Source organism: Sorangium sp. So ce693 (assembly GCF_051521375.1).
Classification (GTDB): domain Bacteria; phylum Myxococcota_A; class Polyangia; order Polyangiales; family Polyangiaceae; genus Sorangium; species Sorangium atrum.
In genome coordinates this window covers 11092365-11116784 of sequence record NZ_CP150347.1, presented here as the reverse complement: position 1 = coordinate 11116784, position 24420 = coordinate 11092365, and the positions used below count along the sequence as shown (strand labels likewise).

The 24420-nt window shown below is 71.1% G+C and carries 19 protein-coding genes; 11 read left to right on the top strand and 8 right to left on the bottom strand.

The annotated features are described in order from the left end of the window. Positions 1 to 7 precede the first annotated feature (7 nt). Positions 8 to 622: a ComEA family DNA-binding protein gene (locus WMF14_RS41465; protein WP_437795755.1), complete on the bottom strand. Its 615-nt coding sequence runs from the start codon at positions 620 to 622 to the stop codon at positions 8 to 10. A 324-nt stretch (positions 623 to 946) separates the two neighbouring features. Here WMF14_RS41465 and WMF14_RS41460 point away from each other — a divergent pair, with 324 nt between their 5' ends. Together WMF14_RS41460 and WMF14_RS41455 are read left to right on the top strand one after the other, a co-directional pair. Next, positions 947 to 2047 carry a DUF362 domain-containing protein gene (locus WMF14_RS41460; RefSeq protein WP_272102398.1) on the top strand — a complete coding sequence of 367 codons (1101 nt, stop codon included), beginning with the start codon at positions 947 to 949 and terminating at the stop codon, positions 2045 to 2047. A 66-nt stretch (positions 2048 to 2113) separates the two neighbouring features. Next, complete coding sequence (locus WMF14_RS41455; protein WP_437795752.1) at positions 2114 to 2866, top strand: hypothetical protein; 753 nt, start codon at positions 2114 to 2116, stop codon at positions 2864 to 2866. A 69-nt stretch (positions 2867 to 2935) separates the two neighbouring features. Here the strand turns inward: WMF14_RS41455 and WMF14_RS41450 are convergent, their stop codons facing one another. The 3 genes from WMF14_RS41450 to WMF14_RS41440 form a co-directional block, all read right to left on the bottom strand. After that, positions 2936 to 4177, bottom strand: a complete 1242-nt coding sequence (locus tag WMF14_RS41450; protein ID WP_437795749.1) for a serine/threonine-protein kinase — start codon at positions 4175 to 4177, stop codon at positions 2936 to 2938. Between the two features lie 250 nt (positions 4178 to 4427). Further along, positions 4428 to 6155: an acyl-CoA dehydrogenase family protein gene (locus WMF14_RS41445; protein ID WP_437795747.1), complete on the bottom strand. Its 1728-nt coding sequence runs from the start codon at positions 6153 to 6155 to the stop codon at positions 4428 to 4430. A gap of 65 nt (positions 6156 to 6220) precedes the next feature. Next, positions 6221 to 8170, bottom strand: a complete 1950-nt coding sequence (locus WMF14_RS41440) for an HDIG domain-containing metalloprotein (RefSeq protein ID WP_437795744.1) — start codon at positions 8168 to 8170, stop codon at positions 6221 to 6223. Between the two features lie 493 nt (positions 8171 to 8663). Between WMF14_RS41440 and folP the strand changes: the two genes are divergently transcribed. Genes folP through WMF14_RS41425 form a run of 3 tightly spaced genes read left to right on the top strand, consistent with a single transcriptional unit; the run spans position 8664 to position 11831 of the window. Continuing rightward, positions 8664 to 9587, top strand: a complete 924-nt coding sequence (folP, locus tag WMF14_RS41435) for a dihydropteroate synthase (protein WP_437795741.1) — start codon at positions 8664 to 8666, stop codon at positions 9585 to 9587. Continuing rightward, entirely contained in the window at positions 9580 to 10896 is a 1317-nt protein-coding gene (cdaA, locus tag WMF14_RS41430) for a diadenylate cyclase CdaA (protein WP_437795739.1), read from the top strand. Before folP ends, cdaA begins: the two co-directional genes overlap by 8 nt. Next, positions 10893 to 11831, top strand: a complete 939-nt coding sequence (locus tag WMF14_RS41425) for a CdaR family protein (RefSeq protein ID WP_437795738.1) — start codon at positions 10893 to 10895, stop codon at positions 11829 to 11831. Before cdaA ends, WMF14_RS41425 begins: the two co-directional genes overlap by 4 nt. Positions 11832 to 11864: 33 nt before the next feature. Here the strand turns inward: WMF14_RS41425 and WMF14_RS41420 are convergent, their stop codons facing one another. Both WMF14_RS41420 and WMF14_RS41415 read right to left on the bottom strand, forming a co-directional pair. Next, positions 11865 to 12899, bottom strand: a complete 1035-nt coding sequence (locus tag WMF14_RS41420) for a BMP family lipoprotein (RefSeq protein WP_437795736.1) — start codon at positions 12897 to 12899, stop codon at positions 11865 to 11867. A 37-nt stretch (positions 12900 to 12936) separates the two neighbouring features. Beyond that, complete coding sequence (locus WMF14_RS41415) at positions 12937 to 13425, bottom strand: nitrate reductase associated protein (RefSeq protein WP_437795734.1); 489 nt, start codon at positions 13423 to 13425, stop codon at positions 12937 to 12939. Positions 13426 to 13537: 112 nt separating this feature from the next. Between WMF14_RS41415 and WMF14_RS41410 the strand changes: the two genes are divergently transcribed. Next, on the top strand, positions 13538 to 14239 hold the full coding sequence (locus tag WMF14_RS41410) for a hypothetical protein (protein ID WP_272102408.1): 702 nt from the start codon (positions 13538 to 13540) through the stop codon (positions 14237 to 14239). A 1280-nt stretch (positions 14240 to 15519) separates the two neighbouring features. Next, on the top strand, positions 15520 to 16836 hold the full coding sequence (locus WMF14_RS41405) for a carbohydrate porin (RefSeq protein WP_437795731.1): 1317 nt from the start codon (positions 15520 to 15522) through the stop codon (positions 16834 to 16836). Between the two features lie 96 nt (positions 16837 to 16932). On the opposite strand, the gene WMF14_RS41400 is transcribed toward WMF14_RS41405, so the two are convergent. Continuing rightward, complete coding sequence (locus tag WMF14_RS41400) at positions 16933 to 17724, bottom strand: UPF0158 family protein (protein WP_272102409.1); 792 nt, start codon at positions 17722 to 17724, stop codon at positions 16933 to 16935. Between the two features lie 276 nt (positions 17725 to 18000). Beyond that, positions 18001 to 19545 (bottom strand): glycerol kinase GlpK, encoded by a 1545-nt coding sequence (gene glpK, locus WMF14_RS41395; protein ID WP_437795728.1) that lies wholly within the window; start codon positions 19543 to 19545, stop codon positions 18001 to 18003. 236 nt (positions 19546 to 19781) lie between these two features. On the opposite strand from glpK, the gene WMF14_RS41390 reads away from it, so the two are divergent. The 4 genes from WMF14_RS41390 to WMF14_RS41375 all read left to right on the top strand — a co-directional run bounded on the left by WMF14_RS41390 (position 19782) and on the right by WMF14_RS41375 (position 24211). After that, on the top strand, positions 19782 to 21662 hold the full coding sequence (locus WMF14_RS41390; RefSeq protein ID WP_272102411.1) for an adenylate/guanylate cyclase domain-containing protein: 1881 nt from the start codon (positions 19782 to 19784) through the stop codon (positions 21660 to 21662). 122 nt (positions 21663 to 21784) lie between these two features. Then, the gene (locus WMF14_RS41385; RefSeq protein WP_272102412.1) at positions 21785 to 22738 is read left to right on the top strand and encodes an acetyl-CoA carboxylase carboxyltransferase subunit alpha; all 954 of its coding nucleotides are present in this window, start codon (positions 21785 to 21787) and stop codon (positions 22736 to 22738) included. 55 nt (positions 22739 to 22793) lie between these two features. Next, entirely contained in the window at positions 22794 to 23195 is a 402-nt protein-coding gene (locus tag WMF14_RS41380) for a hypothetical protein (protein WP_272102413.1), read from the top strand. Continuing rightward, the gene (locus tag WMF14_RS41375; protein ID WP_437795725.1) at positions 23192 to 24211 is read left to right on the top strand and encodes a Gfo/Idh/MocA family protein; all 1020 of its coding nucleotides are present in this window, start codon (positions 23192 to 23194) and stop codon (positions 24209 to 24211) included. Before WMF14_RS41380 ends, WMF14_RS41375 begins: the two co-directional genes overlap by 4 nt. Positions 24212 to 24420 lie beyond the last annotated feature (209 nt).

Sequence of the window (24420 nt, the reverse complement as noted above, 5' to 3'; positions counted from 1 at the left end):
TCCAGCGTCAAGGCGGATCGACGAGCACGAGCGGTCTCAGCCGCTTCAGCGACCGCCGGCCCAGCCCCTTGACCCGGAGCAGGTCATCGACCTTCCGGAAGCGCTTGAGCTTGGCGCGGAGCGCCAGGATCGCGGCCGCCTTCGCTGGACCGACGCCCGGAAGGCGCATGAGGTCCGCCTCGGTCGCGAGGTTCAGCACGACCTTTCCGTCTGCGGTCACGCCAGCGGGAGCGCCCGCCCCGCCATCGCTGGGCTGCGGCGGCTCTACCGCTGCAGCCCCCGCATCGGCAGCCGGCTCGGAGGTGGCCTGGGGCGGGGGGCTTACCGCGGAGCCGAGCGGCGCTGGATCGCCGGCGACCATCGCCAGCCCTGCGGTCGGGTCTGCCGGGCGGGCCGGGTTGGCCGGGCGGGCCGGGAGCAGGCTCAGCGCATGGCCGGAGCCCACGAGCGCCAGCGCGAAGAACCCCGCAACGTAGGCCGCGACCTTGCCGCCCAGCGCGGTCCAGGCCGAGTCCCTCAGCGCTGCCAGCGCTCGCTCTCGCCACGGGCGACACCCCTCGTCGTCCTGCACTGCATCTGCCGGCCCGGCGTGCGAGCCCGTCCCCTTCGATGTCGTTTGCATCGTTCCGCGTCTCCTTCCCATGCCAAGGACGTCGCCCTCCGCGCACCAGCGAGCGGCGTTCGTCTCCTCGGCGTGGTCGCCTGGCGAACGGCGTGCCGGCGCGCGCTCGCCTGGAAACCCCAGCAAATCCCGGGTGCCAGGCGCTCCGGGGCCTGGCGCCGCCATGGCGGAGGCGCGCGGCGCGGCCGGCGCGGCGTGGTCGACCTCGCCGGCGGGCGGCCGAGCGCCGTGTCTCGAGCGAGAAGCTCGGCTACCATCACCGCCCCGGGCGCCCCGCGACCGGCGGCATCCACCACCGCCGCAAGGCGCTCACCACGAGGTCTTATGCCCCACGATCCCCGTCGCTTCGTTGATCCCGGCCCCGCGGGGCGCTCGCGCCGAGGCTTCCTCGGCGGGCTCGTCGCCGGCGCCGCGGGCGCCGCGCTCCTCGGCTCGCGCGCGGCGTTCGCCGAGGAGCCCCTGAGCCTCGCGGCCACGCCGCCCCCCGGCTTCACGCCGCTCTCCATTCCGGGGAAGATCGTGAAGGTCACGAAGTCGAACTCGATGCAGCCGAACGGCCTCTGGCCCGACGCGTCTGCGGCGAAGGTGATGCTCGAGCGGGCGATGGCCGAGCTCACCGGGAAGGCCGACCTCGGGGCCGCCTTCGCGCGGTTCGTCCACAAGGACGACCGCGTGGCGATCAAGACGAACGGGATCGCCGGCCAGAAGGGGGCGACCATGGCCACCAACAAGGAGCTCGTGCTCGAGATCGTGCGCGGGGTGATCGCGGCGGGCGTCCCCGCGGAGAACGTGGAGATCTTCGAGCAGTACCCGTCCTTCCTCGCCGGCACCCGCTGCGCCGACCGCAGCGCAAAGCCTGCTGCCGAGTTCCCGGCCGGGATCCGCGCCGCGGTTCACGAGAACAAGGATGCGGTGATGCCGAGCATCTCGGTCTGTGGCATCCCCACCAAGTTCGTGCGCCCGTTCACCGAGGCGACCGCGGTGATCAACGTCTCCTTGATCAAGGACCACTCGATCTGCGGCTATACCGGCTGCCTCAAGAACATCACCCACGGCACGACGATCAACCCGCACTCCTTCCATGAGCACACCGCGAGTCCGCAGATCGCGGAGCTCTACGGGCAGGACGTCGTGAAGAGCCGTGTCCGCCTGCACATCACGGACGGCTTCAAGCTCATCTACGACCAGGGCCCGCTCGACAAGAACCCGAAGCGGCGTGTCCTCCACGAGTCGGTCTACGCCACGACCGATCCGGTCGCGATGGACGTGATCGGCTGGGGCGTGGTCGAGGCGTGGCGCAAGGAGAACGGGCTGCCCACGCTGAAAGAGGCGAGCCGTGAACCCTCGTACATCCGCATCGCGGGAGAGCTCGGTCTGGGCGTCTTCGACAAGAATAAAATCGCGATGCGCGAGGTCGGATTGTAGCGGCGCCGCGGGATCCGCCCGCGTGACCGCCGTCGATGAGGCCGCTCGCCGAGGCTCGTGTTGCTCATGTCCTGCTCCAGGTCGACTGCGCGCTCGTCCACACGCCGGAGGGCCGCGCCGGTGGTCCCGCTCGTCGCGTCCCTCGCGGTCGTCGCCTGCAGCAGCACCCCCCCGACGAGGCCGCCGGGGTTGCCTCCCACGCCGGCTTCGGTCACCCGCGAGAACCCGGGGGGCGACGCGGCAGACCCCGAGCGGGCCGCGCTAGAGCGGCTGCTGGCCGAGCCGTGGGGCAGGCGGCAGGACCGGTTCAACACGCTCGACGTACCGCTTGTCGACTGGAAGAGCTGGCGCAGGGTGCGGATCTTGACCTACCCGACGCGCGCGACCTTCCGGTACGGCGACGAGCACTACGCCGCCCTGTCGGTCGTGTACACGACCACCTCGGGGCCGAGCGACCCCGACAGCTGCCTCGACGAGTTCTGGGCGAAGAACGCGCCGCTCGCCGACGGTTATGGCGTGCGGCTCGGGGAGGCGCAGATCATCCGCACGACGCAGGAGATCGACGGCGAGGTGCGGCCGCTCGTGTTCAAGGTCCTCGAGGGCAGCGTCGACTCGGTGCTCGTGAGCGACGAGTACGTCGGAGCGATCGCCGTCTACGAGTCGTGGCCGGGGACATGCCTCGTGGCCGCGATGGCCGTGAAGTCGACCCAGCACCCCGAGCTCGCGCGCCGGGTGCGCGACCGCTGGATCGACGAGGGCGCCCCGAAGCTCAAGTGGACGTCCAGTATCACCGAGGCGCCCACGACCAGCGCGCGGTAGCGGCGCCGGCGCGCCCTGGCGATGGCCGGTGATGCGAGCGCCACGGCGGCGTCGCGGCGCCCCGCGAGATCAAGGTCCCGTGGGCGCCGGGCTCTCCGCGGCCTCGAGCGACCACGGCGCGCCCTGAGCCACGCTGTGGCCAACGACGCAGGCGGCCGCGATGAGCAGGCCGACGGCGACCATCCAGGGGACCCGCAGCGGCGGAAGGACGCGGCTGTCCAGCACGACCTCGCTCTGCCTGTCGCACGAGGCGGAGGCGGGCTCGACGGCCGCGTCCGTCGCCGTGGTGCTGCCGAGATCGTTCGCCGGCGTCGCCAGCATCGCGGCCATGGTCGTCTGATCATCCATCGCGCAGCGGAGCGGGGCCGCGACCGCGCCTATCGCGCTCCGCTTCACGATGGCGCTCCGCTCGGAGGGCGGCGGGACGGGGATCGCGCGCAGCGACTCCGACGACGGCAGGGAGGCCGGCGCCTGCACGATCGCGGAGAACGCTTCCATCATCTCCTTGCCCGACTGGAACCGCGCCTCGGGCTCGAACTCGAACGTCCGGGCGAAGAACGCGTCGATCCCGGGCGGGAGCTCCGGCGCGAGCTCGGACGCCTTCGGGAACGACGTCTGGCAGATGTGCCTGACCAGCTCATTGATGTTGGCGCCCGCGAAAGGACACTGGCCGGTGATCGCGCGGTAAAGGATCACCGCCATCGACCAGAGATCGCTCCTGTAATCGACCTGCCTGGGCGCCATGGTCTGCTCGGGGCTCATGTACCTCGGCGTCCCGAGGACCATGCCCGTCTTCGTGATCCGATCGCGAGAGCAGGACGACTTCGCGACGCCGAAATCGAGGACCTTGACCAGATCGTCGCCGGCCGAAGACGTGATGAAGATGTTCCCCGGCTTCAGATCCCGGTGGATCACCCCCGCGGCGTGGATCGCGTCGAGGGCCTTGCCGAGCTGCGTGAACAAGGTCGTCGCCTGCGCGAGCGGGATCCGCTCCTCGCGTTCGAGGCGGCGATTCAGGTCCTCTCCCTCGAGGTACTCCATCACGATGAACGCGCAGCCGCGGTCGACGCCGTAATCGTAGGTCTCGATGACGTAGGGGCTCCGGACACGCGCGGACGCGCGGGCCTCGCGCTCGAAGCGGGCGATGAGCTCGGGCTCCGTCGCCGCGAAGCTGCGGATGAACTTGATGACGACCCGCCTCCTGAGCTTGATATCGAAGCCCAGCCACAGATCACCCATCCCACCGCCTCCGAGCCTGCGCTCGAGACGGTACTTGTCCATCACGGCACGACCTTCAGCAGTTTCGTTCATGGCTCCGCACCTGCCACCCACTGCTCTAGCCTGGGACAAGTGATCACCCGATTCCTGTCGAAGGGCCCACCCTTGATACTACGCCTGATCAAACTATAGAGCAATCCGTCCGGACGGTGAGCCGAAAACGTCCCGAAACAGAGCGCAGCTCACAACGAATGAGCGTACTGCGCTGAAACGCGCATGGCGCATGTGTGGCTTGATGCGACGTGAGGTGAATCGATGTCTGTCGAGGTGCGGCAGCCTGCGATTACAGGATGTCGAAGGGGTAGGCGCGATCCGCATACGCTCGCACCGCGATGGCCTTGCGCAGCTCGTCGTCGTTCTTCTGGAAGTCGGCGACGTGCTGCCGCAGCCGCTTCTGCGCCATGCCGGTGAACACGGTCGTGAGATCGATCTCCCGCCGCGCGCCGTCCTCCCCGCGCCGCTCGATGGCCCGGGTCGTGCGCGAGATGCACGCGGCCATGCAGTAGAGATCGATGGCCATCTCCGCGATGCGGCGCTGCGCATACTGCATCTCCGCGATCTCCCGCCCGTGCTTCCGGAGCATGTCCTCGCTGTGGGTGGCGAGCTCGGCGGTGCAGTCCTCGAAGATCACCGCCTCCCGGCTGAGCAGCGGGTGCGCCTTCGACATCCGCTCGCGCCCGAGCACCGACCGCGCCTTGCGGAGCGCGAAATCGCTGAGCAGCCCGAAGCCCTTGATGGGCTCTCGCATCGCCTTCGCGACGTCCGCGAGCGCCTTGCCCGGGCCGCTCATCCCGGAGAGCGCCATGAAACAGCGCAGGATCTCGTTCGTCCCCTCGAAGATCATGTTGATCCGAGCGTCGCGCAGGTGGCGCTCGTAGGGGTACTCCTCCATGTAGCCGATGCCGGCCGCGATCTGGAGCGTCTCGTTGACGACGAACCACAGGGTCTCGCTCCCCATGACCTTGCAGATCGCGCTCTCGATCGAGAAGTCGGGGACCTTGGCGTCGACGAGGCTCGCCGTCAGGTACGTGATGGACTCGAGCGCATACGTGTGCGCGAGCATCGTCGCGATCTTGTCCTTGATGAGCCCGAAGTCGCCGATGCTCCGGCCGAACGCGCGCCGCTCCTGGACCCGGTCGAGCGCCATCCGGATCAGCGTGTTGCACGCGCCCACGCACCCCGCCGAGAGCCCGAGGCGCCCGTTGTTGAGCACCTCGACGGCGACCTTGAAGCCCTTGCCGACCTCGCCCAGCACGTTCTCGCGCGGCACCCTCACGTCGTCGAAGAAGAGCTCCGTCGTCGACGAGCCGCGGATCCCGAGCTTCTGCTCGTTCGGCCCGTTCTTCACGCCCATGCTCCGCTCCACGATGAAGGCGGTGAGCTTCGGCTTGTTCCCCTCCTCGAGCGCCGAGGTCCGGGCGAACACCGTGAAGACGTCGGCGAAGCCTCCGTTCGTGATCCAGATCTTCGACCCGTTCAGCGTGTAGTACGAGCCGTCGGCCGACATCTCGGCGCGCGTCCTGATCGCCGCGGCGTCGGAGCCGGCGCCCGGCTCCGTCAGGGCGAAGGCCGCCATCCACTCGCCGGTCGCGAGCTTCGGGAGATACCGCTGCTTCTGCTCCTCCGTCCCGAAGAGCTGGATCGCCTTGAAGCCGATCGACTGGTGCGCGCCGAGGGTGACGGCGATCGACGCGTCGAGCCCGCCGATCTCCTGCATCACGCGCGCATACGCCATGTTGCTGAGGTTGACGCCGCCGTGCTCGGCCTGGATCTGCAGGCCCATCAGGCCGAGCCTCTTCATCTCGGCCAGGAGGCCCGGATCGATGGCGTGCTCCCTGTCGATCCGGCCGCTGTCGACGCTCGACGCGAAGAACCGCCGCACGCTGTCGAGCATCATCGACGTCGTCTCCCGATCCTCGGCCGGCATCTCGGGATACGGGAAGATGATGTCCTCGGCGATGATGCCGTGGAAGAGGGCCTTCATGAAGCTCTGCTCGATCGTGGGAGGCATCGGACCGTCCTTTCCTGGAGCAGGCCGCTCGGCCTCCGCGGGAGCGCGCGGCGCGCCCGGCCTGCTCAGTGCGTCTTCCTCGGCGTCCGCACGGACTCCGCTGGGCTCTCGTCCTTCACGGGCCCTCCGGCCTCGTCGACGACGACGGGCGCGACAGCGCCCCGTGTGCTCGAGGAGGGCGGCGGGACGGCGCCCCGTGTGCTCGAGGGGGGCGGCGGGACAGCGCCCCGCGCGCTCGAAGAGGGCGACGGGGCGGCGCCCCGTGCGCTCGACGAGGGCGGCGGGGCGGCGCTCCCGTCCCGACCCGGCGCGCTGGACGCCGGGACGGGCGTGGGCGTGGCGGGGCGCGTGGGGTGCGGCGTGACCGTCGGCGGCGCAGGCGTGTGCCCGGCGCGATCGCTCTCGCGCTGCCACGGGTACTTGATGCGCCCGTGGTACATGTTGACAAGCGTCGACGCCATCCGGCTCGTCATGATGCGCAGGTCCTCGATCGTCAGCCCGGATTGATCGAGCTGGCCAGACGCGAGCTTCGAGAACATCACCCGCTGGATCATCTCCTCGAACTTCTTGTGCTCGGGCGGCCAGATGGTCCGCGACGCCGCCTCGATGGAGTCGACGAGCATCAGGATGGCCGTCTCCTTCGTCTGCGGCTTCATGCCGGGATAGCGGAAGTGCTCCTGCGTCAGATCCTTCGGGTTCCCGTGCTCGACGCACTTGTGCCAGAAATACTCGACGACCTGCGTGCCGTGGTGGGTGTACGCGAACTCGACCACCGGCTCGGGGATGTTGCCCTCGCGCAGGATCTTCGTGCCCATCACGACGTGCGCCATGATCGCGTCGGCGCTCACCTCCGGCTCGAGCTCCTCGTGCGGCGATCGCTCGCCGTGCGGGAGGTTCTCGATGAAGTACTTGGGCTGCACGGTCTTGCCGAGGTCGTGGTAGTAGGCGCCCACCCGCGTCAGCAGCGCGTCGGCGCCGATCGCCGCGGCCGAGGCCTCGGCGAGGTTCGCCATCGCGCGCGCGTGCTCCCAGCTGCCCGGCGCCTCCGCCGCCATCTTCTTGAGCAGCGGCTGTTCCAGGTCGGTGAGGTCGAGCAGCTTGTCGCGGGGCACGTGCCCCATCGCCCGCTCGGCCGGCTCCCTCAGGCTCCGGCCGAGCACGCCGACGAGCAGCCCCCCGCCGACGCAGGCCAGGACGTTGGAGCCGAGCCAGCGCTTCAGATCGGCGCCGAGATCGAAGCTCCCCTCGAACAGCACGGTCAGCGCGATGAACCCGATCGCGCCGGCGATGCCCGCCAGGCTGCCCGCGACGAACAGCTGCCGCGAGCCCTTGCGCTTGAAGAAGAACATCGTCGCGGCGATGCCGCGCACGAGCAGCACCGACAGGAGCACCACGTCGAACCGGAGCAGCGACGACGCGATGAACGCGACCCCGACCTCGACGAGGAACGCGGTCCGCCGATCGAACGCGATCGCCACCCAGAGCGGGAGCGCCGCGACCGGCATCCAGAACTCGGGCAGCGCCGTGAAGAGCAGGAGGAGCTTCGCGACGATGAGCGAGCCCGTCATCAGGACGAACATGCCCACCTGCGTGCGGAGCAGCCGCACCCGGTTCTGCCCGAAGCGACGCAGGTAGACCGTCAGCATCAGGCAGACGATGAGGTAGATGGCGTACATGCTCGCGAGGCGCGCGCCGAGCCCGGGCCGCCTCATCCGCCGCACCGTCTCGTACGCCATCGCGGCGTTGTGATCCTCGTTGTGCTCCGAGAGGAACGTGCCGCGCGGCACGATCACGCGCCTGTGCTCGTAAGAGAGCGTGAAGCTCCCGTCGTGCGTGTCGCGCACGATCCGTGGACCGTACGGGACGCGCAGCGTCACGGGCGCAGGCTTGCCCATCTCGGGGCTGAGCGCAGGGATGAAGAGCTCGCCAACGCCGAGCACGGCGAAGCACGCCGCAAAGAGGGCGCTCAAGACGAAGCCGGCGAGGGGACCTGCCCGGATACGCGTGCGCAGCATGGAACCGCTCGGTATCGTCCGCTGGTGCAGCCTGAGAAACGGTTGACAGGGCACGCTCGCGCGTCGCCCCGCCTCCACCGGACGACCGCGAGGGGCCGCCGATGTCAATGTGTAGGCGGGACCCTAGCAAAGAAGCAAGGCCGAGTCAGCGGCGCGCGGAGCGCGGGCCCCCGGGCACGCCGCCCCCTTGCTTGATTGCCTCGGTTCTCTGCGTTCCGTCCGTTCCCTCGGTTCCCTTTCTTCCCCATGGTCCGCTCCGAGTCCCCGCCCGAGGGCGGGGCGGCCGCCGGGAAGCCGGCGCCCGAAGCGAATGTGGACGCCGGTGCGCCGTCCAACGCCGGCGCGCGCCCGTCGGCCCACCCGGCATTGGCGGGAGCGCAAGGCGCCGGACCACCCTCGCGATGTTCCAATTGCTCCTGGAAAACATCGATTCGAGCAGACAATTGCCGTTCGGCGCAAAAGTTGCTACCCACAGGAAATGTCCCCGCTGCGCATGCTGCTCGAACGCCGCAGGAGCGTGGTGATCATGGGGGTCCTGAACCGCACGCCGGACTCGTTCTCCGATGGCGGTCGCTTTGCGGATGAAGATACGGCTCTCGCGCAGATCGATGCGATGCTCTCCGAGGGGGCAGACATGATCGACATCGGCGCGGAGTCGACGCGGCCGGGCGCGCGGCCCGTGCCGGATGACGAGCAGATCGCGCGCATCGGCGGGAGCGTGCGCGACGCGGTGAGGAGGGGAGCGGTGGTCTCCATCGACACGACCTCTCCCGCCGTGGCGGCGCGCGCGCTCGACGACGGCGCGGCCGTGGTCAACTCGATCTCGCTCGACAGCGCGGCGGAGCTCGGCGCGCTCTGCGCTCGGCGCGGGGCGTCGCTCGTGCTCATGCACAGCCGCGGACCGATGTCGGCGATGGCCGGCTTCTCCGCGTACCCCGACGACGCCTACGGCGACGTCGTGGCCGACGTGGCCCGCGAGTGGTCGAGCGCCGCCGCGCGGGCGATCGAGGCGGGCCTGCCGGAGGGCGAGCTCGTCCTCGATCCGGGCCTCGGCTTCGCCAAGAACGCGCGGCAGTCGCTCGAGCTGTGCGCTCGGCTGCCCGAGCTCTGCGCCCTCGGCTTTCCCGTGCTCGTCGGGCCGAGCCGCAAGTCGTTCCTGGCGCGCGCCGCGGCCTCGGAGGCCGCGGGGCGAGGCGACGGCGGGGAAGCGCCGCTCGCGCCGCCCCCCGACCGCCTCGGCGGCACCGTCGCCGCCGCGCTCGCGTGCGTCGCGCGCGGCGCCGCGGCGGTCCGTGTCCACGACGTCCTCCCCGTGCGCCAGGCCCTCGACGTGATGCGCGCGATCGAGCGCGCGGGCGCCGGCGACCGTCGGCGCACGGATGGCCCCGTCGCCCAGGGGGCGCGCGGCGATGGTTGAAGGGTTCCTCCGCCTCTTCTCGGTGAGGCCGGCGACGCAGGTCATCCGGGACTTCTTCGACATCTTCATCGTCGCCTACGTCGTCTATCGCGCGCTCCTCGTGCTGCGCGGGACCCGCGCGATGCAGATGGGCCTCGGGCTCGGCATCGTCTTCCTCATCTATCTCGGGGCGAAGATCTTCGGCCTGACCACGCTCCTCAACCTCCTCTCCTGGCTCCTCTCCTCGATCATCCTCATCGTGGTCGTCGTCTTCCAGAACGACATCCGCCGCGCCCTCATCCGCGTGGGCGGCAGCAACTGGTTCACGAGCGGACGCGAGCAGCAGTCGCGCGTCATCGACGAGGTGGTCGCCGCCGCGACCGAGCTCGCCCGCCACCGCATGGGCGCGATCATCGCCTTCGAGCAGGACGCCAACGTGCTGGAGTTCGTGAAGAGCGAGGGGATCCACATCGACTCGGTCGTCACCCGAGAGCTGCTCGTCTCGCTGTTCGTCCCCGAGTCGGTGAACAAGCTGCACGACGGCGCGGTGCTGATCCGCGATCTCAAGATCGCGCGCGCCGGCGTCTTCTTCCCGATGCCGGAGACCAAGATCCTCGACGCCAGCCTCGGCTCCCGCCACCGCGCCGCGCTCGGGATCACCGAGGAGACCGACGCGGTCGTCGTCGTCGTCAGCGAGGAGCGCGGCACGATCAGCTTCTGCTTCAGCGGCAACATCGTCTCGAACCTCGACGGCCAGTCGCTGCGACACGCGCTGCTCGGGCTCTTCGGCCGCTCGTCGCGCAGGCGGCGCTTCGCCAAGAAGGTCGCCCAGGTCGGCCGCGCGAGCCTCCCCACGCCGGCGGCGCGCGGCCCCGCCGTGGGCGCGACGCAAGGCGCCGGGCAGGCGCACGAGCCCGGCAAGCCCGCCGCCGCGAAGCCTGCGCCGATCGAGGCCAAACCTGCAGCGCCGGTCTCGAAGACGTCCTCGATGATCAAGGCGGCCGTGGACCCCGACGCGCGGCCGATGGCGCGGATGTCGACGTCCACGCCGATGCGCTCGGGCGCCGACGCGCGCGCCGCGATGGGATCCAGCGCCGACCTGCGCGCCGGGGCCGGCGCCGAGGCGCGGGGCCCGGGGGGGACGGCCGGGCCGCAGGACGCGGATCGCCCGTCCGAGCGCGGCCGGCCGGCCATGGTCGACGTCCCCGCGGCGGCCGCGACCGACTCTCCCGTCCCGTCACAGCGCACCTTCGTCCCGACCGGGCAGGTCGCGGCGACCGCCGCATCCAAGGGGAGCGCGGAGGGGATGCCCCCGCGAGATGAGCCATGACGCTTGCCGGCATCCGCGAGGCGCTCCGCTCGGCGCTGCTCGACAACCTCGGCCTCAAGCTGCTCTCGATCACCTTCGCGCTGTGCCTCTACGCCTTCATCCACGGCGCGGAGAACGCGCAGCGCACGCTGATGCTCAGCGTCGTCTCGATCCTCCCGCCCGAGTCGAGCAACCGGCAGCTCATGACCCAGATCCCGAACGAGGTGGCGGTCACGGTGCGGGGCTCCCGGACGCAGCTCGACGACCTGCGCGCCGAGAGCCTCGGGACGCTGCGGCTCGATCTCCGGAACGGCACGGTGACGCACATCGATCTCGACGCCTCGATGTTCCACGTGCCGGCCGGGCTGGTGGTCGAGCAGATGTACCCGTCGACGATCGAGCTCGGCTGGGACGACGTCGTCACCCGGGCCATCCCGGTGCACGTACCCCGCACCGGGGACGCCGCGCAGGGGTTCCTCGTGAAGGGGATGATCTCGGTCGAGCCGCCGATGGTCAGCGCCCGCGGCCCGCGCTCGGTCGTCGACGTGATGCAGCTCGCGCGCACCGCGCCGTTCGACATCAGCGGCCTCACGGAGGGCACCTACCAGCGGCAGCTGGCGCTCGATCGGCCGCCGAAGCTCGTGACGTACAGCTTCGAGAGCGTGATGGCGACGCTGGAGATCGGGCGCGAGCTCGCCACGCGGACGTTCGAGCGCAAGGTCGAGGTGATCGGCATCCCGCGCGCGACGGTCGCGCCGGCCGTGGTGCAGGTGCGGATCACGGGGACGCCGGAGGACGTGGGCGCCGTCAACGCCGACGCCATTGTGGCGCGCGTGGAGCCCAAGGCGGCGAACCTCGATCTGAGCCAGCCGGGCAGCGACTTCCTCGACGTGCTCGTCGACGTCCCGCGCGTCACCGCGGAGGTCAACCCGTCGAAGGTCATGGTGAAGTGGTGAGCGCGGCGCGCTGACGCTCCGCCGCCGCGGACGTCAGCGCGAGGGGACGACCAGCTCGCCCCGCGCGATCCGCGCGGACAGCGCGCTCACCCGCGCCTTCGTCGCGCCCGGGATCCCCGCCGCGTGCGGGCCTTCGCTCACGTAGCCGACGCCGCCCTCGGCCAGGCCGAACGACGAGAGGCCGCCCTCGAAGCGACCCTCCACGAGCGCGCGGATCACCTCGAAGACCGCCACGTCGGCGCGCTTGATCATGCTGGTGAGCACCGTCCCCGGCATCTCGTCGTGCTGGTCCCTGTCGACGCCGATCGCCTTGACGCCCATGTCGCGCGCCGCCTCGAGCACGCCGTGACCCGTCGCTCCGGAGACGTGGAAGAGGACATCGGCGCCCGCCGCGGCCTGGCTCACGGCGAGCGCCTTGCCCTTCACGGGATCGCGGAACGCGTCGGGCGTGGTCCCGGCGTAGGCGACGCTGACGTCGCACGCGGGGCAGACCTCTCGCACGCCCGCGCGGTAGCCCGCCTCGAACCTGTGGATGAGCGGCATGTCCATGCCGCCGATGAAGCCGACGTGACCCGTCGCCGTCGTGAGCCCGGCGACGGCGCCGACCAGGAAGGTCCCTTCTTCTTCGCGAAAGGTGATGCCTGCGAGGTTCTCCGGCGGCGCGCCGGACGGCGGCGGCGCGTAGTCGAGGCACGCGAAGCGGGCGGCCGGGAACGCGCGCGCGACGACCTCGACGTCGGTCGAGAAGATGAAGCCGACGCCGATCACGAGGTCGAACCCGCGCGCGGCGAACAGCCGCATCGCCGCTTCGCGATCCTCCGCGCCGCTCGGCTCGAGCACCTCGGTGGTCACGCCGAGCTCGCGCGCGGCGCGGGCGAGCCCGAGATCCGCGGCGTCGTTGAAGCTCTTGTCCCCGCGCCCGCCGACGTCGAAGACGAGGCCCACGCGGACCGACGCGCGCTCGCCCTCGCCGCGGGGCGCCTCGCCGCGCGCGGGCAGGAGCAGCGACAGGGCGGCGAGCGCCGCGACGACGGCGGTGGCACGGCGGAGGGGCAGCGCGGCGGGCATGGATCGAGCGGGCGACAGCGGCGCGCCGCTCGGCTGCTCAGCCGGGCGGCCGCTCGCCGCCGGCGTCCCGGGACAGCCCGAGCTCGCCGAGCAGCGCGCGCAGCTTCTCGGGCCCGCGCTTCGGATCCGCAAGCTTGACGATGGCGTAGCGCTCCTCCTCGGTCAGCTCCGCCAGGCGGCCGAGCGCGCCCTCGTCGAGCGCGCCGTCCGGGCCGAGCCGGTCGCGCAGCCGCGCGCTGACGCTGTCCCGGTCCCAGGCCGCGCGGCGCACCGGCGCGCCCGCGAGCGGGGCGAGGGCGACCCCGGCGCGCTCCGCGAAGCCGCGGAGCACCTCGGCGTAGACGGCGACGTCCTCGTCCGTGTCGGCCGGCAGGTGACACAGGGCGAGCCGCTCCGCGCGCGACAGCGCCTGCCACCCTGCGAGCGAGATCTTGATCTCGGCGAGGTCCAGCTTCCGCCGCACCGAGAGCGGCACACAGTCGAGCGAGGCGTGGACCTCGCCCTCGAGCGCGAACTGCCTGTACATGGCGCCATTCTATACCCGCTGCCCGCGCGCGGACCCTCCGCGAACCGACGCTCCGCGAGCCGCGGCGCAGCCCGGGATGGGATGCGCCGCGCCGTTGCGCTAGCCTGCCGGTGTGCGCCGCTCCGGGCTCCTCACGACGCTGCTCGCGTCGCTCGCGCTCGCGTCGTTGACCCCGAGCGCCCATGGCCAGGCCGCGACGTCGGCGGCGGCGCCGGTGCCGCTCGACCGCGTCGTCGTGCGCTGGCATGCGCCGGAGACGGGCGGTGTGCGTCGACCTCAGTTCATCTTCGAGCGGGAGCTCGCCTTCGAGGCGCGCCTCGAGGCGCTCGCGGATCCCGACGCGGAGCCCGGGCTGTACCGGGACAGGCACGTCCGCGCCGCGCTCGACAGGCACATCGCAGAGACGCTGCTCGCCAGCCTGCCGATCTCGCCGGCGCCGACCTCGACCGAGGTGGCGCAGCGGGCCGAAGCCGCCCGGATCGCGCTGGAGCAGCGCGCTCGCGGCCGCGCGCGCCTCCTGGCCGCGGCGGCCGCCGAGGGGATGAGCTCCGACGAGCTCGACGCGCTGCTGCGCCGTCAGGCGCGCGCGAGCTTGTACCTGGACCGCATGGTCGCGCCGATGCTCGAGCCCACCGATTTCGAGCTCAAGATCGTCCTGCGCTCCGGCGCCACGCCGTTCAAGGATCAACGCTACGAGGAAGTCGCCCCGGCGCTGAAGCGATGGTATGTCGGGCAGCGGCTCGCCCAGGCGCTCGACGCGTACTACCAGAACGCGCGGGCCCGGGTCTCCTTGAGCATCATGCCCGCTCGTTGAGCTGCGCCGCGCGACGTGGCGAGCGGCCGGTCGGTCGCGCGCCAGGTCTGACATGACCGAGCGGCGAGAGAGCGGAAGTCCATCTCGCAGGTCGATTCCACCTCTCGATATCGATGGACGGCACCAGACATCGCGAAGAGGGCCCACATGCCGCTGTCGACGCGAAGGATGGAGGCCTCTCGTTCAACTCAAGCGTTCGGTGCGGCGAGTCGGTGGCATCGCGGCGCTCGCCGCAACCGCGCCCGGGGGCTGCCAGGCACACCCGGCCTCGCCGAAGCACCTGGGATGTCTCGGGGCGACAGCGCAACGCCCTTCCTGGACAAGAACATGTCCACCCGCGCTGCACTGCAATCGAGACTGGCCCGCTCTGGATCTGCGCCGTTGCGACGCGATGCGTTATCATGTCGACCGAGGGCGATCCGGCTGCGCGGCCTGCGCTCAGCGCGCCGATCCTGCGCGCGCGCGCAGGATCGGCGCGCTGGCGCGGCGCGTCCGGTGCGCCGGCGAGCGTCAATGAAGCTCACCGGGGCGAGGGGTCGCTCTGGGTTCAACCCAGGAGAGAGAGACGAGCACCCCGGCGGCGCCCGGCCAGGTGTCGACATGAAAAGCCAGGTTCGTGGTCCCGAAACACGCGGCACATCGTCGGGCGCGGCGGCGCCACCGCGCTGCGAAAGCGCAGCTGGCCGGGGCTCGCCAATGCAGCCTTCCTGTCCGTGTCACGCGCGCGGCGCGCACCCGGTAACGCACCAGGGGGCACCCGTGAATTCTTCTGGCAACACTTCAGCCAGCGCGAGAGCCAGCGCGAGCCTGTTTTTGGTGCGATGCGTCATTTCAGGCCCCCGTTCCTGGCCCGAAGAAGAGGGCGGGTCCTGCTTAACCAAGTGATTTCGATTACTTAATAATAACGCGCCGCAGAAGATGACAAACTGCCGAAGGCGGTTCGGAGACCTTTGACATGAACAGAACGTTCCTGTTAACTGTGCCCCCCGCGGGCCCCGCATGTGTGGCAGCGGGTGGCTCTTTCCTACAGAGTCAACTTAGATTCTCTTGACAGGCCACTACCTCTGCCGCGCTTGGCCATCTGGCCGAATCACCTCCCATCACCCCAAAGCACACTCCCAGAGAATGGATAGGAGCGTCGTTCGATGACATCACTTATGAGAGACAGGTCGTCGGTCCCCAGCAAGCGAATCGCGGGTCGGCGCGCCGCTGTCCGAGCCCTCGGGCTGCTTTCCGTCTCCGCCCTTTGCCTCACGGCGGCGCCGCGGTCGGCTCACGCGGTGGGGAGCGAGAATTTTGAGTGGCACTGGTACTCACGCCTCGGCATGGCGTGGTCCCCGGTCTACGGGCAGAACGTCCAGGGCGCGTCCCTGAACCTGCTCGGGTTCGGCATCGGCGGCCGCTACGAAGAGGGCGATTACTCCGAGCCGTCGTTCGTCGCGCACGTGGTGAAGGGCGCGACGCCGGATGACTTCTACGTCAAGTCCGAGATGACCTTCGCCATCTGGAACCAGTACGGCGGGCCGTTCATGCAGCCGTCCTCGAACGGTGGCCAGTCGATCACGGTGCAGTTCAACCAGGCGTACATCGAGGCCGGCAACTTCCTCGTCCCGGGCCTCAGCGTCTGGGGCGGCGCGAAGTTCTTCCGCGAGCAGTACGCGCCGATCGGCGACTACTTCTACCTCGACGACCTCAGCGGCCAGGGCGGCGGCATCAAGTACGGCGGCCTGCAGCTCGCGATCCTCGGGTATCGCGGCTTTGGCAACACCACCCCCCCCTACAACGTCGACGTGAACGGCGACGGCGGCGTGGATGTCGAGCGCTTCCGCACCGTCTTCGCCGGTAACTACAAGGCGGAGTTCGGCGGCGAGGCCAAGCACCACGTCAAGGTCCACGGCGAGTTCCACGTCCTGCCGGCCGCGAAGCGGGGCGAGGGGTGGAATGTGCCCGACAACGCGCCGGCGGACTTCGGCGGCGTCATCGGCGCGAAGCTCCACCTCGGCCTCGGCCAGGGCAACTGGAGCGACACGGCGGTGCGCTTCGGCACCGGCATCGCCAACGGCGCCGCCGGCGGCGCGAAGACGTACCAGACCTGGGGCGCCCCGAACGACGAGGGCACCTTCGCGGGCTCCTTCGCCATCGAGGCGGTCGAGCACCTCGGCTTCCGGCTCGGCGACGCCGCCGCCCTGGAAGGCCTCGCCACCTTCCACTACACGAAGGCGGCGTACGAGGCCGAGGGCGCCGCGCCCCCCACCGCCCTCGAGAAGCAGATGGACTTCTCGGTCCAGGCGAACGCCACGATCTTCGCGCACAAGAACTTCCACCCCGTCGTCGAGGCCTCGTTCCAGGGCCGGAAGGACGGCGACGGCGACCTGGGCACCGCGGTCAAGGTCTCGGTCGTCCCGACCCTCGTGCCGACGGGCGAGCTCAGCGCCGGCGCGCGGCCGCACTTCAAGCTCATCTACTCGCTCGCCATCTACAACGATGTCGCGAGGGATGCGGCGATGTCCGGCTACCTGCAGCGGGTTGGCGCCGGTCCGGGCGTCGGCTCGAAGGTCGGCCAGTACATCGGTGCCCGTACCGACTGGTACTTCTAGACCGCTCGGTCCTCGAAGCCGCCGCTCTCTTCCGTTCCCCCACCCACCCTCAGGCCAGCGCCCCGGCGCCGCGATCGCGGCGCCGGCGGCGCGCCCTCACGCCGTATCGCTGCGCGACTCGCTCGCGATCTCCTGCGAGGCAGGCCCGGCGTCGTCGTCCACCGGCCCCTGGGCCTCGTGGTAGTGGTGCGCGAACGAGCGCGCCGCGCGGCGCGCCTTCAGGAACTCCGCGAACGCCGTCAGCGTGTCGAGATCCCGCGGACCGAGCGCCTCGGCGATGTCGCGGAGGTTCTTGCGCAGGCTCTCCACGCTCTTGCCGCGGCGGGGCTCTCGCGTCTCTTCACGCTCGCGCTCGCGCGCCGGCGGCTCCACCGCAGGGGCCGCCGGGACGACCGCCTCCGGGCGAGCTGGTACCTCCGGCACCCAGAGCGGGCGAGGGACCGGGTTCAGCGCGTGAGCGCTCAGCCACGCCTCCATGAAGATCCGCAGCCGCTCGCTGCGGAACGCGAACCAGCGCTCCCGCTCCGGACCGTAGGACATCAACACATCCTTGAAGCGACGGAACGCGCCCTTGCCATCGATCGCCTGGCTGAGCTTCGCCTGGAGATCCATGTCTTCCACCATCGGGATGTAGCGCTCCATCCACCGGTACTGCTCGCGCGAGCTCACGGGATCGATCCGGAGGTAGTTCGCGTCCGCCGCGATGCGCGCGTGCATCTGCGGATCCGCCACGCCGTCGACCACCCGCAGCACGTCGCCCGTGCCGAGGTGCAGGTACGAGTGCACCTCTGGGGCGTTGTTCTCGAAGGCGTCCTCCAGCGCCTCCCAGTCGATCGGGATGTCGCGAACGGCCGTCCCGCCGGCTGAAGCATTCTCGGTAGTCGGCATGTCCTCCTCGTCTCCATCGAAAGCAGCGAGGCGGCGGTGGGCTGGCCGCGCGCCTCGGTTCAAGTGCACCAAGTTTGAACGGAAATGCGCCGTCGTCATAGCACTCTACGCTGGTTGGGGGCTTCTGGGCCTAACTCTCGCAACCTAGGGTTGATTCCTTGATCCGGAAGCCCGTTCGGCCGCCGAGCCGCGGCGCGATGACGGCTCGGGAGAGAGCTTCGGAAGTCCTGGTTCAAGCGGAAAACAGCGTGGAAATTCAGGGGAATCGGCGAGTGCTCAGCTGCGCTTCGAGCGCGTGCGGGCGATGGCGTCGGCCCAGCGGTGGAGGTGGGCGGATCGATCCGCTTCGCTCATCGCGACCTGGAAGCTCTGCCCCACACGGGACATGCGGGCCGCGTCCTCCTTTGTGAGGAAGAGGCCGGCGCCGACCCCGGCGAGCATTGCCGCGCCTCGCGCCGTCGTCTCCAGGTCGGTGGGGCGCTCGATAGCGACGTTCGCCACGTCCGCCTGGAACTGCATGAGCAGGTCGTTCGCGGCGGCGCCGCCGTCCACGCGCATCCGGCGCAGCGGGTGGCCCAGGTCGTCGGCCATGGCCCGCACGAGATCCGTCACGGAGAGCGCGATTCCCTCGAGCGTCGCGCGGGCGACGTGCGCCGCGGTCGTGCCGCGCGTCACGCCGGAGATGATCCCGCGAGCGTCCGGATCCCAGTAGGGCGCGCCGAGGCCCGAGAGCGCCGGGACGAACGTGACGCCCTCGCTCGAGGGCACGCTGCGGGCGAGCGCCTCGATCTCCGCCGCGCTCTTGATGAGGCCCAGGCCGTCGCGGAGCCACTGCACCGCCGCGCCGGCGATAAAGGCGCTTCCTTCGAGCGCAAAGACCACCTCGGAGCCGATCTTCCACCCGACGGAGGTGAGCAGGCCGAAGCGGCTCCTCAGCGGGCGATCGCCGATGTTGGCCAGCACGAACGCGCCGGTGCCATAGGTGCACTTCGCGTCGCCCGTCGCGAAGCAGGCCTGGCCGAAGAGGGCCGCCTGCTGGTCGCCTGCGATGCCGGCGATCGGGATGCCGTCGGGCAGGTGCGGGAAGCCGCGAGTCGCCGCGATGCGGCCCGCCGACCCGACGATCTGCGGCAAGAGCGGGCGCGGGATCTGGAGCATCGCGAGCATCGCGTCGTCCCAGCTCAGCGACGCGAGGCTCATGAGCAGGGTGCGCGACGCGTTGGTGACGTCGGTCGCGTGCACCGGCGAGCCGCCGGCCGCGTCGCCCGAGAGCCGCCAGACGAGGAAGCTGTCGATGGTGCCGAAGCAGAGCTCGCCGCGCTCGGCGCGCGCGCGCGCGCCGGGCACGTTGTCCAGGAGCCACGCGAGCTTCGTGCCGCTGAAGTACGGATCGAGCACGAGGCCGGTGGTCTCCTCGACCGCCTGCTCGTGGCCCGCGGCGCGGAGCTCGGCGCAGCGCGCCGCCGTGCGGCGGTCCTGCCACACGATCGCGCGGTGGATCGGGCGCCCGGTCGCGCGCTCCCAGACGAGCGTCGTCTCGCGCTGGTTCGTGATGCCGATGGCCTTGATCGCGCTGCCGGCCACGCCCGCCGCCCTGAGCGTCTCGCCCACGGCATCCTGAACGCTCTGCCAGATCTCCTCCGGGTCGTGCTCGACGAGGCCCGGCTCCGGGAAGTGCTGGCGAAATTCGCGCGTGGCGCGGCCCAGCGTCGCGCCCGACGTGTCCATGAGGAGAGACGTCGTTCCGGTGGTGCCCTGGTCGATCGCGAGGAGGTACGCGGAATCCATGCGGCCGACTAACGCGGCGGCATGTGGGCGCATAGCCGTTCCAGGCGGCGCCTCCATGAGATGCAGGGCCCGGCAGGCTAATCATCCGGTCAGGTATCCATGCGACAGCCGACGGCAGCCGCCCCGGGCGGTCGGGCTCGGCGCAGGTGTTTCCAGCGGGGCCGAGGCGCATTTGGCGCGGCCCGGCACGGTCGCTCCCCTCGGCCGACGCTGGACTTCGGCCGGAAAGATTGTCGGTCCGTGCCCGGCTGGGTAATCTGCCAGAACCGATGGCCCGCCTCATCCTGCAGACCGCCGAGGGCCAGCAGGCGATCGATCTGCGACCCGTGAACTCGCTGGGGCGCCACCCGAACAACTCCATCCAGTTGCTCGACAAGATCGTCTCCAAGGAGCACTGCATCATCGAGCAGCGGGGCGATCACTTCGTCCTGCGCGATCTGGGGAGCCTGAACGGCACGTTCATCAACAGCGAGCGTGTCCGGGGCGAAGCGCCGCTCAAGCACGGGGACGAGATCGCCCTGGGGTCCACGCGTGGCCGCTTCGACGATCCGGGCGCCCCGGTCGCGCCGCCGCTCGTCCCGGGCTGGCCGCCCGTGGTCAACCACCAGGGCGCGGCGCCGGCGCAGCCGCCGGGCCACGGGTATCCGCCGCAGCCGCCGCAGTACCAGCGCCAGCCGCAGCCGCCGCTCCCGGGTACGCCGGCGGCGCCGCCGGTGACGCGCCAGCCGTACGTGCCGCCGCCGCCGCTGGGCGCCGGGCCGGGCGGGACGGCGCCGCTGCCAGGGCGCTCGGGGGCGCACGGTGGCTCGTTCGTCGCGCAGGGCACCCGCATCGACGTGAACGATCAGGCCCGGCAGATCGGGACCCAGATCGCCGCTGTCGACAAGGGGTTCCTGGCGTTCGATCGGATCGCCAACGACATGAACCAGCTGCGCGCCGACTACGAGCGGCTGCGCCTGTCGCACGAGCTGTCCCGCGAGATCGCCGCCGAGCGCGACACGACGAAGCTGCTCGAGAAGATCCTCACGAGCGTGTTCAAGTTCATCCGCGCCGACCGCGGGGTGATCTTCCTGCGTAACGAGAACGGCGAGCTCACCCCGCAGGCCATGCAGCGGCGCGACGGGACGACGGCCCCGATCAGCGTGTCGTCGACGATCCTGAACCACGTCGTCCACGAGCGGGCGGCGGTGCTGACCCACGACGCGGCGATGGACTTCGCGGCGTCGAAGGGCAAGAGCATGATCTTGAACCGGATCAGCTCGGCGATCGTCGCCCCGCTGCAGCACAACAGCGAGGTGCTCGGCGTGCTCTGGCTCGACTCGGAGACGCTCGCGCAGTTCCAGCCCAAGGACCTCGAGCTGGTCACGGCCATCGCCTATCAGGCGGCGATGTTCATCGAGATCAACATCCTCGGGAAGAAGATCGAGAACGAGATCGTCACGCGCGAGCAGCTGCGCCGGCTGCTCTCGCCGAACATCGCCGAGCGCGTCCTGAGCGGCCAGCTCGCCGTGAAGCAGGGCGGCCAGCACGTCGAGGAGTGCACCGTCTTCAACAGCGACATCCGCGGCTTCACGCGCATGGCCGAGAGCAAGCGGCCCGAGGAGCTCGTCGAGATGCTGAACGAGTACTTCGAGCGGATGGTCGACACCATCTTCCAGTTCGAAGGCACGCTCGACAAGTTCATGGGCGACGGGATCATGGCGCTCTGGGGCGCGCCGGTCGCCCACCGGGACGATGCGGTCCGCAGCGTGGAGTGCGCCCTGAAGATGGGCGAGGTGCTCGGCGAGTTCAACCGCGAGCGGCTCGAGAAGGGCGAGCTGCCGCTCGCTGTGGGCATCGGGATCCACACCGGCCCGCTCGTCGCCGGGTACATCGGGAGCTCGAAGGCGCTCAGCTACACGGTGATCGGGGACGTGGCGAACACGTCGGCGCGGCTCTGCTCCATCGCGCTGGCCGGACAGATCGTCATCAGCGAGAGCACGTACGCGCAGCTCGGCGGAAGGTTCGAGACCGAGGAGCTCCAGCCCGCCAAGGTGAAGGGCAAGGACAAGCCGGTCACGATCTACAACGTCATCCGGAGCCGGCCGATGTCGCAGGTCCCGGCGAACGCCTTCATCCACGCCGAGCCGACCAACGCGCTCCCCGAATGACCGAGGTGACGCGGCGCCTCGGCCGATCGGCCGGGGCGTGCGCGCGCGTCATCCCGTGGACGATGCGGCGCGGCAGCACTGCGCCGTAGCCGTCCGCCCGCTGCAGCGTTAGGGTCCGCGCCGTGGCTGCTTCGATCCTACCCTTTGAGAAACCTGTCGCAGAGCTCATCGAGAAGGTGCGGGAGCTGCGCGCGCTCGCCGCGGCGGACCCGCGGTTCGAGCCGGAGCTCGCCCAGCTCGAGGACAACACGGGCCGGCTGGCGCGCGAGATCTTCGCGGGCCTCACGCCGATGCAGAAGGTGCTGCTCTCGCGGCACGCGAACCGGCCGTACACGCTCGACTACATCAAGCGGCTCTTCACCGACTGGGTCGAGCTGAAAGGCGATCGGCGCTTCGCCGACGACTGCTCCATCGTCGGCGGGCTCGCGACATACCACGGGCGGAGCGTGGTGGTGGTGGGCCACCAGAAGGGGCGCGGCGCGAAGGAGAACGTGAAGCGCAACTTCGGGATGCCGCACCCGGAGGGATACCGGAAGGCCATCCGGCTCTACGAGATGGCCGACAGGTTCGGGCTGCCGATCCTGACGTTCATCGACACGATGGGCGCCTACCCGGGCATCGGCGCCGAGGAGCGCGGCCAGAGCGAGGCGATCGGCGCCGCGCTCGCCGCGATGGCGCGGGTCGGGGTGCCGATCGTGGCGACCGTCATCGGCGAGGGGGGCTCGGGCGGCGCGCTGGCGCTCGGCGTCGCCAACCGGGTGCTGGTGCTCGAGTTCAGCTGCTACTCGGTCATCTCGCCGGAGGGCTGCGCGGCCATCCTCTGGAAGGACGGCTCCCGCGCCGACGAGGCCGCGGCCCGGCTCAAGATCACCGCGCCGGATCTGCTGCAGCTCGGCGTCGTCGACACGATCGTCGACGAGCCGACCGGCGGCGCGCACCAGGACCACGACGACGCCGCGGCGCGGCTCGACAAGGCGCTCTGGGCGACGCTCACGTCGATGGACGGGCTCGGGCCGGAGGAGCTCGTCGACGACCGGTACCGCAGGTTCCGCGGGCTCGGGTCGTTCGTGGGTTAGGCGGCGCGCCGCCCCGGCTGGCTCTCCTCGAGCGCCGGGGCTATACGGCTCGCGGATGGACTACGGCAAGGCGGTGCGGATGCTGCTGCTCGTGGGCACCAGCGCCGCCGCCGGCGGCGCGGTCCTCTGGACGCAGGCGAGGTTCAACGCCTCGGACCGCAGGGCGGCGCTCGGCATCGTGCAGCAGTACCGCCCCGAGGGCGGCCGGAGCGTGCCGGAGGCGATCGGCGCGCGGCACCCGGGAAAGGCGCCCGACTGGAGCACCATGACCGAGTCGGCCTGCTTCCAGCACGTCCGCGTGCGCGCGACGATCGAGGGCGAGGCGCGCGCGCCGTACGACTTCCTCGTCGACATCAACGGGCCCTCGATCCACCCGGGCAACGCCGAGGGCGAGGCGATCCTCGGCGAGCTCGCGCTCCGGCCTGCCGAGTCCGCCGCCGCGCCGGGGGCGCCGTGAGCGCCGCGAGCGTCCGCGTCGCGCTGGTGGGCTGCGGGCGTTGGGGGGAGAAGCTCCTCCGCGCGCTGTCGGAGAACGCGCGGGCGCGCGTGATCGCCGTGGCGGACGTCGACCGCGGCCGCCTCTCGCGGGCGCGCGCGCTCGCCCCGCGGGCGCGGCTCGTGCGCACGATCGACGAGGCGCTGGCCGCGCGCGTGGACGCGGTGGTCATCGCGACCCCCGCGGCGAGCCACGCCGAGCTCGCGCTGCGGGCCCTCGAGGCCGGGGCGGACGTCTTCGTGGAGAAGCCGCTGGCCCTCTCCGCCGCGCAGGCCGATCGCTGCGCTTCCCGCGCCGCGGCGCTCGGCCGGATCGGCATGGTCGGCCACCTGCTCCGCTACCACCCCTCCGTGGTGCGCCTCGTCGCGCTCGCGCGCGAGCGGCGCCTCGGCGATCTCGTGAGCTTCAGCGCGGCGCGCCTGTCGATGAGCGCCGGCGCCGCCGGCGCCGTCGGCGGGGCCCGGTCGGCGCTCTGGACGCTCGGGCCGCACGACCTCTCGTTGCTCTCGGCGCTCGACTCGAGCCCGCTCGCCGAGGCGCGGGCCCACCTCTCGCCGTGCGGCGAGCTCGTCACGCTCGAGGCGCGCCTCGAGAGCGGCCTCGCGGCGCGGATCGAGCTCTGCTCGTCGAGCCCGACCAAGGAGCGGCGGCTGCGGCTCGTCGGCAGCGCGGGCGTCGCGGTCTTCGACGACGTGCGCGCGCCCGACCGCATCCTGTTCCTGGACGCGCGCGGCGCCGCGGCGGGCGCGCCGGCCGGCGAGCGCGCCTCGCACCTCGAGCTCGCGCCGGCAGGGCGGGAGCTCGAGGTGCCGTGGCGCGAGCCGCTCTCCGTGGAGATCGAGCACTTCCTCCGCTGCGTCGAGGACCGCGCGCCGCCGCTGACGCCGCTCGACGAGGGCGCCGCCGTCGTGACGATCCTCGAGCGCGTCGAGGCGACGCTCGCCCCCGTCGATGCGCGGGTGGTCGCCGCAGGGTGACGCGCAACGTGCGTAACTGCGTAACTGCGTAGCCGCGTCCGCTCCCGCTTCGGCCAGCCCGAGGCCCGGGAGGGCGCGGAGAGCACCGGCGCGGTCGAGCCCGGCGGGAGCCCTGGAAGCCTCGGAGACACCGCCGGATCCGAGAAAAGCGGAGCTGCGCCCGCTCGACGCGCCGGGGCGCTTTGCAGCGCCGGATCGGCGTGGTACTG

Excerpts from the sequence above, each read along its gene's own strand:
- WMF14_RS41380 (WP_272102413.1), top strand. The coding sequence starts at position 22,794 with ATGGACTACGGCAAGGCGGTGCGGATGCTGCTGCTCGTGGGCACCAGC.
- WMF14_RS41390 (WP_272102411.1), top strand. The coding sequence starts at position 19,782 with ATGGCCCGCCTCATCCTGCAGACCGCCGAGGGCCAGCAGGCGATCGAT.
- WMF14_RS41425 (WP_437795738.1), top strand. The coding sequence starts at position 10,893 with ATGACGCTTGCCGGCATCCGCGAGGCGCTCCGCTCGGCGCTGCTCGAC.
- glpK (WP_437795728.1), bottom strand. The coding sequence starts at position 19,545 with ATGCGCCCACATGCCGCCGCGTTAGTCGGCCGCATGGATTCCGCGTAC.
- WMF14_RS41415 (WP_437795734.1), bottom strand. The coding sequence starts at position 13,425 with ATGTACAGGCAGTTCGCGCTCGAGGGCGAGGTCCACGCCTCGCTCGAC.
- WMF14_RS41450 (WP_437795749.1), bottom strand. The coding sequence starts at position 4,177 with ATGAACGAAACTGCTGAAGGTCGTGCCGTGATGGACAAGTACCGTCTC.
- WMF14_RS41420 (WP_437795736.1), bottom strand. The coding sequence starts at position 12,899 with ATGCCCGCCGCGCTGCCCCTCCGCCGTGCCACCGCCGTCGTCGCGGCG.
- WMF14_RS41440 (WP_437795744.1), bottom strand. The coding sequence starts at position 8,170 with ATGCTGCGCACGCGTATCCGGGCAGGTCCCCTCGCCGGCTTCGTCTTG.
- WMF14_RS41460 (WP_272102398.1), top strand. The coding sequence starts at position 947 with ATGCCCCACGATCCCCGTCGCTTCGTTGATCCCGGCCCCGCGGGGCGC.
- WMF14_RS41465 (WP_437795755.1), bottom strand. The coding sequence starts at position 622 with ATGCAAACGACATCGAAGGGGACGGGCTCGCACGCCGGGCCGGCAGAT.
- WMF14_RS41445 (WP_437795747.1), bottom strand. The coding sequence starts at position 6,155 with ATGCCTCCCACGATCGAGCAGAGCTTCATGAAGGCCCTCTTCCACGGC.
- folP (WP_437795741.1), top strand. The coding sequence starts at position 8,664 with ATGCTGCTCGAACGCCGCAGGAGCGTGGTGATCATGGGGGTCCTGAAC.
- WMF14_RS41400 (WP_272102409.1), bottom strand. The coding sequence starts at position 17,724 with ATGCCGACTACCGAGAATGCTTCAGCCGGCGGGACGGCCGTTCGCGAC.
- cdaA (WP_437795739.1), top strand. The coding sequence starts at position 9,580 with ATGGTTGAAGGGTTCCTCCGCCTCTTCTCGGTGAGGCCGGCGACGCAG.
- WMF14_RS41455 (WP_437795752.1), top strand. The coding sequence starts at position 2,114 with ATGTCCTGCTCCAGGTCGACTGCGCGCTCGTCCACACGCCGGAGGGCC.